The sequence below is a fragment of the Streptomyces sp. NPDC028298 genome, from assembly GCF_055565895.1.
Map to the genome: position 1 here is coordinate 782379 of NZ_JBVHTL010000003.1, position 13698 is coordinate 796076.

The 13698-nt window shown below is 72.1% G+C and carries 11 protein-coding genes and 1 riboswitch; of the genes, 8 read left to right on the forward strand and 3 right to left on the reverse strand.

Annotated elements, in window-relative coordinates; genetic code table 11:
- Positions 1-316 precede the first annotated feature (316 nt).
- The 5 genes from ACZ4TO_RS18530 to ACZ4TO_RS18550 all read left to right on the forward strand — a co-directional run bounded on the left by ACZ4TO_RS18530 (position 317) and on the right by ACZ4TO_RS18550 (position 6217).
- Entirely contained in the window at positions 317-982 is a 666-nt protein-coding gene (locus tag ACZ4TO_RS18530) for a helix-turn-helix domain-containing protein (protein ID WP_468024744.1), read from the forward strand.
- A gap of 34 nt (positions 983-1016) precedes the next feature.
- Positions 1017-1457, forward strand: a complete 441-nt coding sequence (locus tag ACZ4TO_RS18535; protein ID WP_382794898.1) for a pyridoxamine 5'-phosphate oxidase family protein — start codon at positions 1017-1019, stop codon at positions 1455-1457.
- Between the two features lie 149 nt (positions 1458-1606).
- Positions 1607-3865, forward strand: a complete 2259-nt coding sequence (pflB, locus tag ACZ4TO_RS18540) for a formate C-acetyltransferase (RefSeq protein WP_468024745.1) — start codon at positions 1607-1609, stop codon at positions 3863-3865.
- Positions 3862-4599 (forward strand): pyruvate formate-lyase-activating protein, encoded by a 738-nt coding sequence (pflA, locus tag ACZ4TO_RS18545; protein WP_468024746.1) that lies wholly within the window; start codon positions 3862-3864, stop codon positions 4597-4599. The genes pflB and pflA overlap by 4 nt, the downstream gene beginning before the upstream one ends.
- Positions 4600-4657: 58 nt before the next feature.
- On the forward strand, positions 4658-6217 hold the full coding sequence (locus ACZ4TO_RS18550; protein ID WP_468024747.1) for a hypothetical protein: 1560 nt from the start codon (positions 4658-4660) through the stop codon (positions 6215-6217).
- 123 nt (positions 6218-6340) lie between these two features.
- Here the strand turns inward: ACZ4TO_RS18550 and gndA are convergent, their stop codons facing one another.
- The 3 genes from gndA to ACZ4TO_RS18565 form a co-directional block, all read right to left on the reverse strand.
- Positions 6341-7783, reverse strand: a complete 1443-nt coding sequence (gene gndA, locus ACZ4TO_RS18555; protein ID WP_382794909.1) for an NADP-dependent phosphogluconate dehydrogenase — start codon at positions 7781-7783, stop codon at positions 6341-6343.
- Between the two features lie 174 nt (positions 7784-7957).
- On the reverse strand, positions 7958-8755 hold the full coding sequence (gene thiD, locus ACZ4TO_RS18560; RefSeq protein WP_385045257.1) for a bifunctional hydroxymethylpyrimidine kinase/phosphomethylpyrimidine kinase: 798 nt from the start codon (positions 8753-8755) through the stop codon (positions 7958-7960).
- 65 nt (positions 8756-8820) lie between these two features.
- Positions 8821-10221, reverse strand: a complete 1401-nt coding sequence (locus ACZ4TO_RS18565) for a purine-cytosine permease family protein (RefSeq protein WP_468024748.1) — start codon at positions 10219-10221, stop codon at positions 8821-8823.
- Positions 10212-10306: riboswitch (TPP riboswitch) on the reverse strand. (Overlaps the previous gene by 10 nt.)
- Positions 10307-10526: 220 nt before the next feature.
- Here ACZ4TO_RS18565 and ACZ4TO_RS18570 point away from each other — a divergent pair.
- From ACZ4TO_RS18570 to ACZ4TO_RS18580, 3 genes are all read left to right on the forward strand, one after another.
- Positions 10527-11360 carry an alpha/beta fold hydrolase gene (locus tag ACZ4TO_RS18570; RefSeq protein WP_468024749.1) on the forward strand — a complete coding sequence of 278 codons (834 nt, stop codon included), beginning with the start codon at positions 10527-10529 and terminating at the stop codon, positions 11358-11360.
- Between the two features lie 152 nt (positions 11361-11512).
- Positions 11513-12880 (forward strand): phosphoinositide-specific phospholipase C-related protein, encoded by a 1368-nt coding sequence (locus ACZ4TO_RS18575; protein WP_451075769.1) that lies wholly within the window; start codon positions 11513-11515, stop codon positions 12878-12880.
- A 177-nt stretch (positions 12881-13057) separates the two neighbouring features.
- Positions 13058-13666 (forward strand): hypothetical protein, encoded by a 609-nt coding sequence (locus ACZ4TO_RS18580; protein ID WP_382794925.1) that lies wholly within the window; start codon positions 13058-13060, stop codon positions 13664-13666.
- Positions 13667-13698: the final 32 nt, after the last annotated feature.

Genomic DNA, 13698 nt, shown 5'->3' on the forward strand with positions numbered 1-13698 from the left:
CTCCTCGTTACACCCCAACAGTGCAAGGGGATCGCTGCGCGCGCGAGCGGTGGCAGAGGTCTTCCGGTCCCGAGATGGGGCCCGATCGGCCCATGCGCGCGGCATCTTCCCCGGTCAGGGTGGATGTACGAGTTCTATTCGCGTCCTGGACGAGCCGTTGGCGAGGCGATGCCCGTCCTGGCCGCCGGGACGTTCCACTCGTCGGGACACTCCGCTCGTGGAGGCCTCCACCCGCGCTCGTGGAGCCCTTCACCGCCGGGGAGGCCCCGCCGGAAGGGTAGTGATGGTGATGTCCGAGCAGACACGAAGCGTCACGATGGATGACACGCGACCGGCGACCGGAGCGGGAGACGTCGGGCGGCGCATCGCCGCGCGGCGTGAGGAACTCGGCCTGACCCGGCAGGACACGGCCGTCCGCGCGGGCGTCGCGGCGGGCTACCTCCGGTATCTGGAGCAGCAGCCCAACGCGACTCCCGGGACGAGCGCCCTGATCCGGATCGCGGACGCCCTCGACACCAGCGTCGCGGCTCTGCACGGCGCCGGGACCGGCCGGCCGCCGGGCCCCGGCCGGGCCGCCGCTCACTCCGAGCTGATCGAACTCGACCCCGCGGAGTGCCGGGCACGGCTGTCGACGCACGGCGTCGGAAGGATCGCCGCCCACACGACCGACGGACTGGTCGTCCTTCCGGTCAACTACAGCGTCGTCGACGGGGCGGTCGCCTTCAGGACGGCGCCCGGTTCGGTGCTCGCCGCGGCGGTCGGGGCGCACGTCGCCTTCGAGGTGGATCACATCGACGAGGCCCTCAGCCAGGGCTGGAGCGTGCTCGTCCAGGGACGCGCCCGTGCCGTGACCGGCGCCGACGTGGTCCGGCGGTTCGACGCCCTCGCCCACAGCCGTCCCTGGGCGGGCGGCGCGGAACGCGACCTGTGGGTGCGCGTCGACGAGGACAGGATCTCGGGCCGCCGGATCGTCGTCCACTGACGCGGGCCCCGACGCATGAGAGGTGGCTCCGCTGATGCATCCCGAAGACGGCTTCCGTGAACTCGGCCGGCAGGAGTGCCTGGACCGGCTCGGCCGCGCGCCGATCGGCAGGGTCGTCCACACGCGGGACGCCCTGCCCGCCGTCCTGCCGGTCAATTTCAGTCTCGACCCGGGGTCCGCCGTCGTGCTGCGGACGTCGGCCGACTCGGAACTGGCCCGCTCCATCGACGGCGTGGTCGTGGCGTTCGAGGCCGACGCGGTGGACGCGGCCGCGCACTCCGGCTGGAGCGTGGTCGTCACGGGCCGCGCCCAGGTGGTGAGCGACCCCGCCGAACACGACCGCCTCACCCGGACCGGACCCCACTCCTGGGTGGCCTCGCCCCACGACGTCTTCATCCGGATCACGTCCGAACTGGTCACCGGACGCGAGCTCGTGGGAGGGCGCACGCTGTACGGGGTCGATCTGCCCACCTGACCCCCGGGGCCGAACGGCCCGGTCGCAAGGCCCTTCGGCGACCGCGCCGGTACCCTCCGGCCCTCGCCGGGCCCACCGTGCAGGACAACCATCGAAGGTGCGGAGAGCGCGGAAGGCGCCGACCGTCCGACGTGCGAGGGAGACCGGCGATGACGACAACGATGACGGCCGAGGGCCGGACGGCCCCTGCATGGCAGGGCTTCGCGGGAACGTCGTGGCGCGAGCGGATCGACGTACGCGACTTCATCCAGGCCAACTACACGCCGTACGAAGGAGACGCGTCCTTCCTGACCGGACCGACGGACCGCACCCGGGCCGTCTGGGGCACGGTCGGCGCGCTCTTCCCCGAGGAGCGCGCGAGGGGAATCCTCGAAGTCGACACCGCGACCCCGTCCACGATCACCTCACACGCCCCCGGATACATCGACCGCGAGCGGGAGCTGATCGTCGGCCTCCAGACCGACGCGCCGCTGAAGCGCGCCATCATGCCCAACGGCGGTCTGCGCATGGTCGAGAACGGACTGAAGGCGTACGGCTACGAACCGGACCCGTTCGTCACCAAGGTCTTCGGGACCTACCGCAAGACCCACAACGACGGCGTCTTCGACGCGTACACCCCCGCGATGCGCGCCGCCCGCAAGGCCGGCATCATCACCGGCCTGCCCGACGCGTACGGCCGGGGCCGCATCATCGGCGACTACCGGCGCGTGGCGCTGTACGGCACGGACCGGCTCATCGCCGCGAAGCGCGCCGAACGCGCCGGTCTGGACGCCGCGCCGTCCACCGAGCACATCATCCGCGACCGCGAGGAACTCGCCGAGCAGATCAAGGCGCTGGGCGAACTGACCCGGATGGCCGCCACCTACGGCTGCGACGTCGCACGACCCGCCGCCACCGCCCACGAGGCCGTGCAGTGGCTCTACCTCGGCTATCTCGCCGCCGTGAAGGAACAGAACGGCGCGGCCATGTCCCTGGGCCGCACCTCCACGTTCCTGGACGTCTACCTCCAACGCGACCTGGACACCGGAGTCCTGGACGAGACCCGTGCCCAGGAACTGATCGACGACTTCGTGATCAAGCTGCGCATCGTACGGTTCCTGCGCACACCCGAGTACGACGCGCTGTTCTCCGGAGACCCGACCTGGGTCACGGAGTCCATCGGCGGCATCGGCGAGGACGGCCGCACGCTCGTCACCCGCACCTCGTTCCGCTTCCTGCAGACCCTGTACAACCTGGGACCGGCCCCCGAGCCCAACCTTACCGTCCTCTGGTCGCCCCGACTCCCCTCCGGCTTCAAGGAGTTCTGCGCCAGGGCCTCCATCGACACCAGTGCCGTCCAGTACGAGTCCGACGACCTGATGCGGCCCCGCACCGGCGACGACACCGCGATCGCCTGCTGCGTCTCCGCGATGGCGGTCGGCCGGCAGATGCAGTTCTTCGGAGCCCGCGTCAACCTCGCCAAGGCGCTGCTGTACGCCGTCAACGGCGGCCGGGACGAGATCACCGGCGAGCGAATCGCCCCCGAGACCCCGCCCCTGTCGGGGGAGTACCTGGACTACGAGGAGCTGACGCGGGCGTACGACGTCATGCTGGACTGGCTGGCGGAGACCTATGTCAACGCCCTCAACGTCATTCACTACATGCACGACAAGTACGCCTACGAACGCGTCGAGATGGCGCTCCACGACCATCCCGTGCACCGCTTCATGGCCTGCGGCATCGCCGGACTGTCCGTGGCCGTCGACAGCCTCTCTGCCGTCAAGTACGCCCGGGTCAGGGTGATCCGCGACGCGAGCGGTCTGGCCGTCGACTACGAGACCGAGGGCGTGTACCCGGCGTACGGCAACAACGACGACCGCGCCGACGCCATCGCCGTCGGCCTCGTGGACTCCTTCATGACGAAGGTGCGCGAACACCCCACCTACCGGGACGCCGAACACACGCAGTCCGTGCTGACGATCACCTCGAACGTCGTCTACGGCAAGCACACCGGCAACACGCCGGACGGCCGTCGCGCGGGTGCGCCCTTCGCGCCCGGCGCGAACCCGATGAACGGCCGCGACCGGCACGGGGTGGCCGCCTTCGCCCTCTCCGTCGCCAAGCTGCCCTACGAGCACGCCCGCGACGGCATCTCGCTGACGACGACGATCACCCCGGAGGGCCTGGGACACGTGCCCGCCGAGCGCCCCGGCCATCTGGTCGGCATTCTGGACGGCTACATGGCCTCCGGCGGCTTCCACATGAACGTCAACGTCCTGGACCGGGCGACCCTGGAGGACGCGATGGAGCACCCGGACAAGTACCCGGAGCTGACCATCCGGGTCTCCGGCTACGCCGTCAACTTCGTCCGCCTGACCCGTGAACAGCAGCTCGACGTCATCAGCCGCACCTTCCACGGAACGCTGTGAGGACGGCCACGACGGGCCGGATCCACTCCTGGGACCTGTCCACCGGCGTGGACGGTCCCGGGACCCGGTTCGTCCTCTTCGTCAGCGGCTGCCCGCTGCGCTGTCTCTACTGCGCGAACCCCGACACCTGGCACATGCGCGACGGCCGGGAGGCCACCGTCGACGAGGTGATGGCCGAGATCGAGAAGTACCGGCCGTTCGTCACCGCCGCCGGGGGAGGGGTGACCGTGACGGGCGGCGAGCCCCTCCTCCAGCCCGCCTTCACCGCGGCGGTGCTGCGCCGCTGCAGGGAGGCCGGACTGCACACGGCCCTGGACACCTCCGGGTTCCTCGGCGCCCGCGCCACCGACCGGCTCCTCGCGGACACCGATCTGGTGCTCCTCGACATCAAGTCCTTCGACGCCGACGCCTACCGCAAGCTCACCGGCGGCGAACTCGCCCCCACACTCGACTTCGCCACACGACTCGATCGCCTCGGCATCCCCGTGTGGATCCGCTACGTCCTCGTCCCCGGCCACACCGACGCGCCCGAGCCCATCGAGGGACTCGCCCGGTTCCTCTCCGGGCTCGGCAACGTCGACCGCGTGGACGTCCTCCCCTTCCACAAGCTGGGCGCCGCCAAGTACGAAGCCCTGGGCATCCCCTTCCCGCTGCGGGACAACCCCGTGCCCGGACCCGACCTGACCGAACGCGTCCGGGGCCAGTTCAGGTCCCAGGGACTGGCCGCGCACTGACCTCCGCGCGGGGGAAAATCCCGGGCCGCTCCACCGCGACCCGGGGCAGGATGACCCTGTGAACCACGTCCTGAGCGGTCTCGCCGCCAATCCGGCCCTGCCCTCCGAACTGGTCGACCGGCTGATCGCGGTCGCGGACGGGGACCTCGCCCGAGACCTCGCCGGCCGGGAGGACCTCAGCCACGCACAGGCGGTCGCCCTCTTCGCGCGCGACCCGGACTGCGGCGTGCCGCTCGCCCACGCCGGGAGGCTGACGGCCGCCGACGTCGATCCCGTCACCCGGCCGGACACCGCCCTCGCCCTGCTCGACGAGGGGTCCGGCAACCCCGACTGGGCGCGCCTTTTCGCGGGCGACCCGATGACGGAGCGCCGGGAGAGGCTGGCGGCCTGTCCGGGCCTCCCGGCCGACGTGGTGGACAGGCTCGCCGCGGACCCGGATCCCGGCGTCGTCGCGGAACTCGCGCTGTGGACCACACCGGAGACGGCCGCGCGGCTCGCGGAGCATCCGCACGCCCTGGTCCGCTGCGCGGTGGTGTGCAACGAGGCGACACCCCCGGACGTACTGGCCGCGCTCCTCACCGGAGAAGGACTGCCGCCCGCGCGGCACTGCCGCGTCTGCGACCGCGAGGCGACCCCCTTCACCCACGATCCGGAATGCCCCCGGACGGACTGCGACCTGGGTCCGGGTGACTCCTGCGACGGTTCCCACGAGTCGGCCGTCCACGGGATGCGGATCGCGGCACTCGGCAACCCGGCCACGCCCACGGAAGCGGCCGCCGGCTTCGCGGACCACCCTTCGGTGCTGCTGCGCCTGACGCTCGCCGCCCGCGAGGACCTGCCCCCGCAGGTGTGCGCCCGGCTCGCCACGGACCCCGTGCCCGGCGTCCGTGGCGACCTCGCCGAGAACCCCGCGATCGGCGAGGACGTCATCCGCGTACTGGCGCGGGACGGCGACGTATCGGTACGACGGGGCCTCGCGCGGCATCCCCGCGTCCCGCTCGACGTGCTCACCGAACTGGCCCGGACCGCCAAGGTCGGGGCCACGCTCGCTCCCCGTGTCGCCGCCGCGACGCCCGCCGAGCTCGCGGACCTGGCCCGGTCGCCGGACCCGGCGGCCCGCATGCTCGCGGCCCAACACCGTGACCTGCCGCCCGGGATACGCGACGCGCTGGCAAGTGACGCCGACGCGAAGGTGGTCAAGGCCGTCGCGCCACACCCCGGCCTCTCCGAAGGACAGTTGAGGGCGATGGTCGACCGGCACGGAGTCCGGGTGCTCGCCAGGGTGGCGGCCAACCCCGGTGCGAGTCCGGGTCTGTTGGAACACCTGACCCGTCAGGCGCCACCGGTGCCGAAGGCCCTCCGGGAGGTCGCCCGGCACCCGAACGCGACGGGCGAAGCCCTGCTCTCCTGCCTCGCGGACGACCGGGCGAGGCCCGTGGCCGCCGCGCACCCGGCCCTGCCGCCGGCGGTGATCGTGGACCTGCTCGCCGACCCCGACCGGCAGGTGGCGGAAGCGGCGGCAGCCAACCCGTCCCTGCCGCCCGCCGTGATGGCGCGACTCGTGACCGCGGCCGACGAGACCCGCGCGAGCGCCGGTCGAGACGTCCGGCGGTCATGACGGCCGGGGCCGGACCTCCGTCACGACGGGGCGGGGCGGTCCATCCGTCACGACCGGGCGGGCCGTGCGTCCGTCGCAACGGATGCACGGCCCGCCCCGCGCTCAGTCATCTCCCGACCGGATTCACAGCATCTCGGTCTCGCCGCGGGACGCCTCGCCCCACAGCGTGTGGAAGCTGCCCTGGCGGTCGGTGCGCCGGTAGGTGTGGGCACCGAAGAAGTCGCGCTGGCCCTGGGTGAGGGCGGCCGGCAGGCGGTCGGCGCGCAGCGTGTCGTAGTAGGACAGCGCCGCCGAGAACGCGGGCACCGGGACGCCCCTGCGGGTGGCGATGGAGACGACCTCGCGCCACGGGACCTGGGCGTCCTTGATCTCGGTGGCGAACCCCGCGTCGGACAGCAGGCTCACCAGGCCCGGGTCGACGGCGTACGCGGCGCGGATGCGGTCGAGGAACGCCGCGCGGATGATGCAGCCGCCGCGCCAGATCTTCGCCACCTCACCGAGGTCGATGTCCCAGCCGTACTCGGCGGCGGCGTCCAGGATCATCTTCCAGCCCTGGTCGTAGGCGATCAGCTTCGAGGCGTACAGGGCGTGTTCGACCTGGCTGGTGAAGCGCTCGGCCTCGGTCCCGGACAGGTCCCAGTGGGTGCCGCCGGGCAGACCGCGGTAGGCGGAGCGCAGCGCGTCCTGGCTGGAGGCGGCGCGGGCGAAGGTGGCCTGCGCGATGGCGGTGACCGGGGAGCCGAGGTCCAGGGCGGTCTGCACGGTCCAGCGGCCGGTGCCCTTCTGCCCCGCGGCGTCCACCACGATGTCGACGAAGGGTTCCCCGGTGGCGGCGTCCGTGTGCGCGAGCACCTCGGCGGTGATCTCGATGAGGTACGAGTCGAGACGGCCCTTGTTCCAGCGCCGGAAGATCTCCGCTATCTGCGGCGGCGTGTAGCCCCCGACGCGGCGGAGCAGGTCGTAGGCCTCGCCGATCAACTGCATGTCGGCGTACTCGATGCCGTTGTGCACCATCTTGACGAAGTGACCGGCGCCGTCGGTGCCGATGTGCGTGGCACAGGGCTCGCCGTCCACCTTGGCGCTGATCGACTCGAACATCGGGCCCAGCGAGGCGTACGACTCGGGGGAGCCGCCGGGCATGATGCTCGGCCCGTTGAGGGCGCCCTCCTCGCCGCCGGACACGCCCGCGCCGACGAAGTGGATGCCGCGCTCGCGCAGCGACTGCTCACGCCGGCGGGTGTCGGAGAAGTGGGCGTTGCCCCCGTCGATGATCATGTCGCCGGTCTCGAGCAGCGGCGCGAACTCCTCGATGACGGCGTCGGTGGCCGCACCCGCCTGCACCATGATCATGAGGCGGCGCGGGCGCTCCAGCGCCGCCACGAAATCCTCGGCCGACTCGGCCGCGACGAAGGCGCCCTCGTGTCCGAACTCCTCGACCAGTGCCTTGGTGCGCGCGGGTGTGCGGTTGTGGACGGCGACGGTGTAGCCGTTCCGGGCGAAGTTGCGGGCCAGATTGCGGCCCATCACGGCGAGCCCTGTGACGCCGATCTGTGCGGTCGCCTTCATGGTGTGCTCCTTGGATCCGGATCTGCCTGTCCGCGTACCTGACGGGCGAGCAGACGACTGTCGCTGTGCCGATCAGTACGCCGCCAGGAGCCCAGGTGTTCACCTTTCGGCACAGGAGCTGTGGGGGGGACGGCGGAACGGGTGCCGGCCGCCGGGTGCCGGGGCGCGCCGAGGTCAGCCGTCCCGGCGCAGCCGCCATCCGTGGTCCACCGGTCCGATGCCGGCGCCGAGCGCGAAACCGGCCTCGATCGCGGCGGTCACGTAGGCCTTGGCCCGCCGTACCGCCTCCGGCACGTCGAGGCCCTCGGCCAGTCCCACCGCGACGGCCGAGGCGAGCGTGCAGCCCGTGCCGTGCGTGTGCCGGTTGTCGTGGCGGGGCGCGCGCAGCCAGTGCTCGGCGGTTCCGTCGGTGAGCAGGTCGACGGCCTGGCCCGGCAGATGACCGCCCTTCACCAGCACCCAGCGGGGACCGAACGCGAGCAGCAGGTCGGCGGCCCGGCGCATGTCCGGCTCGCCGTCCACCTTCACGCCGGTGAGCTGGGCGACCTCGTCGAGATTCGGGGTGGCCACGGTCGCGCGCGGCAGCAGCCGGGTCCGTACGGCGTCCAGGGCGTCGTCGGCCAGCAGCCGGTCACCGTGCTTGGAGACGCTCACCGGGTCCACGACGACCGGGGCGCCCACGTCGGACAGCAACTCGGCGACGGTGGTGACGAGTTCGGGCGAGGAGAGCATCCCCGTCTTCACCGCCTGGACGCCGATGTCGTCGACGACACTGCGGTACTGGGCCCGTACCGCCTCCTCGGACAGCTCCCAGGCCCCCTGTACGCCCACGGAGTTCTGCGCGGTCACCGCGGTGAGCACGCTCATCCCGTGGGCGCCCAGCGCGAGCATGGTCTTGAGGTCGGCCTGGATTCCGGCGCCTCCGCCGGAGTCGGATCCGGCGATCGTCAGGACGCGGGGAGGGGTGGTCATGGGGTGTTCCTCTCGGAAACGGCTTCGGGCACGGGGGCCCTGACCGGCTGAGCGACGGGCGGCCCTCAGACGCGGCGGCGCAGCCGCAGCGGGGCGTAGAGGGCGAGGGCGACGAGGAACGCCACGTAGTAGGAGAGATCGGCGCCGTGCAGCGCGTCGGCCACCGGACCGACGTACAGACTCGTGTCCATGAACGGCACGGCCGCGCCGAACGCCGCGACGAAGGCCACCAGCGAGGGCCACGCCGGGCGCGGACGGGACAGCTCGGCGGCGACGTCCACCGGGGCGCCTCCGCGCTCCCGCTTCCGGGCGATCCAGTCGACGACGACGATCGCGACGAACCCGGGAATCCAACAGCCCACGAACAGCAGCACGTTCTGGAAACGCGCCGTCGTGTCGGCGGCGTGCATCCACAGCACCAGCGGGAAGCCGAGCGCCGCGGCCAGGGCCGCCGCGACCGGTCGCGGGATCCGCACCCCCAGGGTCTGGAGGGCCAGCGAACCGCTGTAGTCGTTCATCGCGTTGCTGCACACGGCGGCCAGCGCCACGGCCAGCAGCCCGAACGCGCCCGCGGCGCCGCCGCCGAGCAGCGCGTCCACGCCCGCCGCCGTCTGGTCGGTCAGCACCGAGGCGCCCCACAGTCCGAGGACCTGCACGGCGACGAAGGAGGCGACGAGTCCGAGCAGGGTGCACCAGAACATGCGCGGGCGGGACGTCGTCCGCGGCAGATAGCGGCTGAAGTCACCGGCGTACGGCGCCCAGGACAGCGACAGGCTCAGCGCGATGGTGCTGGTGAGGACGAACGCGCCGGCACGGTCGGCGCCGGTGGCGGACCCGGTCGTCGCGGGGTGGACCCCGTCGAGCATCCGCCAGGCGATCACCGCGAAGGCCACGGCGAGCACGAACGTCATGACGATCTGGAGGCGGTGGATCGCCTCGTAGCCGAGGACACCGAGCGCCCCCTGCGCGGCCATCATGACCAGGACGCCGAGCCAGAACGGCCAGCCGCACAGCCGCGCCAGCGCGTCCCCGCCGAACAGGCCGATCAACGCGTCCCAGGCGACCGAGGACAGCCACTGGAGCGTGCCGGGAAGCACCACGGACCGGCCGAACGCCAGCCGCGCGAGGGGGAGTTGGCCCGTACCCGTGAGGCCGCCCCAGGTGCTGAGGTAGGCGGTGGGCAGCGCGCCGAGCACGGTCCCGAGGACGACCGCGGCGAGCGCGGTGGTGAAGTCGAGGCCGAGCGCGATCCCGATCGTGCCGGTGAACACGCCCGTCATCGTCAGGTTCGGAGCGAACCAGACGGTGAAGAGGCGTCCCGCCCCGCCGTACCGGTTGCTTTCGGGCACCGGTTCGATGCCGTGGCCCTCCACGCGGAGGTCGCCGGGTGCGGCCGGCATCCGTCCGTCGAAGACGGCAGGCCGGCTGTCGGCGGGCAGCCCGCCGGGAACATGCGCCAATGGCATGAAGACATCCCTCCGCCAGTATGAACTGGTTCAGGTTCGACGGGTGTGATCTCAGCCCTCGGACGGGGCACCCCGTGTCCGGTACGACGGACACCCTAACCGTTCCCCGCGACGCGGCGGCAGGGGGTCCTCACTCGCCCGGACCGGCGTACGCCCGCGCGTGCTCCGGTTCATTCGAACGGCGCGGGCGGGCCCGTTCACAGCGCGGCGCGTGCCGCCCCTCGGTAGTGTCGGAAGTGATCGCCGCTCGCTCTGCGCTCCCGGGTTCCGGGCCCCGGTGGCAGGGCCGAAGGAGGCAGGGTGCCGTGACCGTGATCTCCCTGAAGTCCGCGCAGGTGCGGGAAGGTCTCGTCCTCCCGTACGCCGAGGCCGGCTACCCCAGTGGTACGCCGGTCGTGTTCGTGCACGGTCTGGCCGACTCCTGGTGGTCCTTCGAACCCCTCCTCAGGCGCCTTCCGGCGTCCCTGCACGGATACGCGCCCACACAGCGCGGGCACGGCGACGCCGGCCGGCCACCGGAGGGCTACACCCCCGACGACTTCGCCGCGGACCTGGTGGCCTTCCTGGACGCGGTCGACATCCCCCGGGCCGTCCTGGTCGGGGCGTCCAGCGGCGGTGTACCGGCCCGACTCGTCGCCGGCAGCCACCCCGACCGCATCGCGGGTCTGGTGCTGCTCGGTGTCCCCGGCACTCTCGCGGACAAGCCGGCGGTGACCGGCCTGGTGGCGGCCATGGAGGACCTGGCCGATCCGGTGCCCCGCGTCTTCGTCGAGGACTTCCTGGCCGACACGGTGGCCCGACCGATCGCCCGGGGGTTCGTCGAGACCATGGTCGAGGAGAACCTGAAGCTTCCCGCGCACGTCTGGAAGGACACCGCCCGCGGGCTCCTCGACGCCGATCTCCGCGCGACCCTCGGCGGCATCCTCGTGCCCACACTCGTCATCTGGGGTGAACAGGACGAATTCCTGCCGCGCGAGGACCAGCAGACCATCCTGGACGCCGTCCACGGCGCCGACTTCCTCGCCTACCCGGAGACCGGGCACTCCGTGCACTGGGAACAGCCCGAGCGCGTGGTCGCCGACCTCACCGCCTTCGTCTCGCGGATCGAGCACCCCGGCACGCGAACCGGCGGCGGCTGACCGCACCCTGCGGGTGCGCCGGACTCGCCGGTGCCGCGAGGGAACCCGTCCGGTCCGGGCCGCGCTCCCTGACGTGATCCGTACCGTCGTCACCCCGCCGACAGGTCTCTGCATGGCATGCTCATGCTCCCCACAGGAAGGGATCACGTGCCATGAGACCGAGCCGACGCTCCCTGCTCGCCGCCACCGTCGTACTGGGATCCGTTGTCGCCGCCCCCGCGCCCGCGGGAGCCGCCGAAGTGCCCACATCGGGCGCCTTCTACGTACAGAGTGCCGTCACCGGACTGAACGCCGCCGACAGCGCGGGCGCGGTCGTCCAGCACAACCCCAAGGGCAACGAGGACCACCAGCAGTGGACGCTGCGCCAGAACGGCTCCTCCTTCGTGCTCGAAAGCGCCGACGCGGCGGGCAGTTGCCTGGGCCGCTCGGGCGGCCAGGCCCGGACCGTCGCGTGTACGAGCGCGGATGCCGCCTGGGAGGTGACGCCGAACGGCACCGACCAGTACGCCCTCAAAGCCCCCGGGACGAACGGCTACTTGACCGTGACCGACAAGTCGGCGGGCGCCAACTACCCGGCTCAGCTTGCGATCGGCGCGCCGGGCGCCCTCGCGTCCTGGTACCTCACCCCGGTCGCGCCCACGACCCGGCCGATGCCGCCCCAGGACCAACGCACCCTCGACCAGGTCACGTTCCTCACCGCCCACAACGCCTACGCGAACGGGGTGGACGGCGGCTTCGCCCCGCCCTTCGTGAACCTCGTACCGAACCAGAAGCGCGGCATCGATCAGCAACTCGCCGACGGTGTGCGTGGTTTCATGCTCGACCTGCACCAGACCCCCGACGGGGCCATCCTCTGCCACAACAGTTGCACCCTGGTCAGCAGGCCCGTCGCGCTCTGGGTCGACCTCCAGCGCATGGTCGACTTCCTCAAGCAGCACCCCGATCAGTTCGTCACCGTGTTCCTCGAGGACTACGTCGACCCGGGCGTCCTGCGCGCCGAACTCGCGCGGGTGAACGGCCTGTCCGACGTGCTCTACCGGCCGGATCGGACGGGTGTGCGCGAGCACGGCTGGCCCAGGCTCGCCGACCTGACCGCCGCCGGGCAGCGCCTGCTGGTTTTCACCGACCACAGCCGTGCCTCCGACGAGTCGGCCGGACTGACCCGGGACAGCTTCGGTGTCATGTACCAGCGTGAGTGGACCGTCGAGAACTACTGGTCCATGGGCTCGGGCCTCGGTTCCTCCGACTGGTCCTGCTACAGCCGCTGGTACGGCGCGGACACGAACGTACCGCTCACCCGCACCGAGTCGGGGTTCCGTCCGCTCTTCGTCATGAACCACTTCCGTGACGTCACCCTCTCGGGGACCGCGGGCACGGACAACACCAAACTCGCCGACCGGGCGCGCCGCTTCTGCGAGCCGGCCGCCCGCAAGAAGCCCAACTACCTCGCCGTCGACCGCTACGACCTGGGCGACCCGGCCTCGGCGGTGAACACGCTGAACACGTACGTGTATCCGTAGCCGGACGCGCGCCCGCGCCCCGCGAGCCGCGTGGAGGCCTCGCCCGAGGGGGAGTCGCCGAGGCGGGGCTCGTGGGCACGCGGGGCGCGACGGGGCCGGGGGAGGGGTGGCGCTGCCCGATGGTTGATGTCAGTGCCGTGCGGCAGGATCCACCCCCAGACGTGAGAGGGGATCGCCATGGGCATGGGTTACAAGACGTCCTGGCTCGCCGTGCCCGGCACCGACACCGGAGCGGTCGCCGACGCGCTCGGACTGGTCGGGCGCGTGGCGATGGACTGGGAGACGGGGACCGAAGCGGCGTACAGGCGGGGCGTGTTCGTGGCGTCCCCCGTGGACGGCTGGACGCTCGCCCACGGCCGGATCCACCTCGACCACCGGCGCGGCACCGACGGCCCCGCCATCCTGGACTGGCTCGGGTCGCTCGGCCGGAGCCTGGGCGACTTCCAGTACTTCCGGACGGATCGCATCGGCGAGGATCACGCCTGGGCGAGAGTGGAGGCCGGCCGAGTGGTCCGGGCCTACTGCTACGACGGCTGCACCGGCGACGTGCCCCTGCGGTTCGGCGAGCCCACCGAGATCGAGCGCCGACTCGGCGTCGGACAGAGGGGGCTGGAGGAGGTCCGGGAGGACTGGAGCGACGCCGACTGGGACGACTGGCACGCCGGCATGCCCGACGAGCAGCACGTCATGGCCATCGCCCGGAACTGGGGCATCCTGCCTCTGGAGATCCCGGACGGGGCACCGGTGGAGGACGGCATCCACGGTCTGCCCCCGGACGCCGCATGACGTCGACGCGCCCGCCTGCGGCCCTGACCCGT

What these genes read in the sequence shown, in the direction of transcription:
- ACZ4TO_RS18530 (WP_468024744.1), top strand. Translation starts at nt 317, where the DNA reads ATGGATGACACGCGACCGGCGACCGGAGCGGGAGACGTCGGGCGGCGC.
- ACZ4TO_RS18535 (WP_382794898.1), top strand. Translation starts at nt 1,017, where the DNA reads ATGCATCCCGAAGACGGCTTCCGTGAACTCGGCCGGCAGGAGTGCCTG.
- pflB (WP_468024745.1), top strand. Translation starts at nt 1,607, where the DNA reads ATGACGACAACGATGACGGCCGAGGGCCGGACGGCCCCTGCATGGCAG.
- gndA (WP_382794909.1), bottom strand. Translation starts at nt 7,783, where the DNA reads ATGAAGGCGACCGCACAGATCGGCGTCACAGGGCTCGCCGTGATGGGC.
- thiD (WP_385045257.1), bottom strand. Translation starts at nt 8,755, where the DNA reads ATGACCACCCCTCCCCGCGTCCTGACGATCGCCGGATCCGACTCCGGC.
- ACZ4TO_RS18565 (WP_468024748.1), bottom strand. Translation starts at nt 10,221, where the DNA reads ATGCCATTGGCGCATGTTCCCGGCGGGCTGCCCGCCGACAGCCGGCCT.
- ACZ4TO_RS18575 (WP_451075769.1), top strand. Translation starts at nt 11,513, where the DNA reads ATGAGACCGAGCCGACGCTCCCTGCTCGCCGCCACCGTCGTACTGGGA.
- ACZ4TO_RS18580 (WP_382794925.1), top strand. Translation starts at nt 13,058, where the DNA reads ATGGGCATGGGTTACAAGACGTCCTGGCTCGCCGTGCCCGGCACCGAC.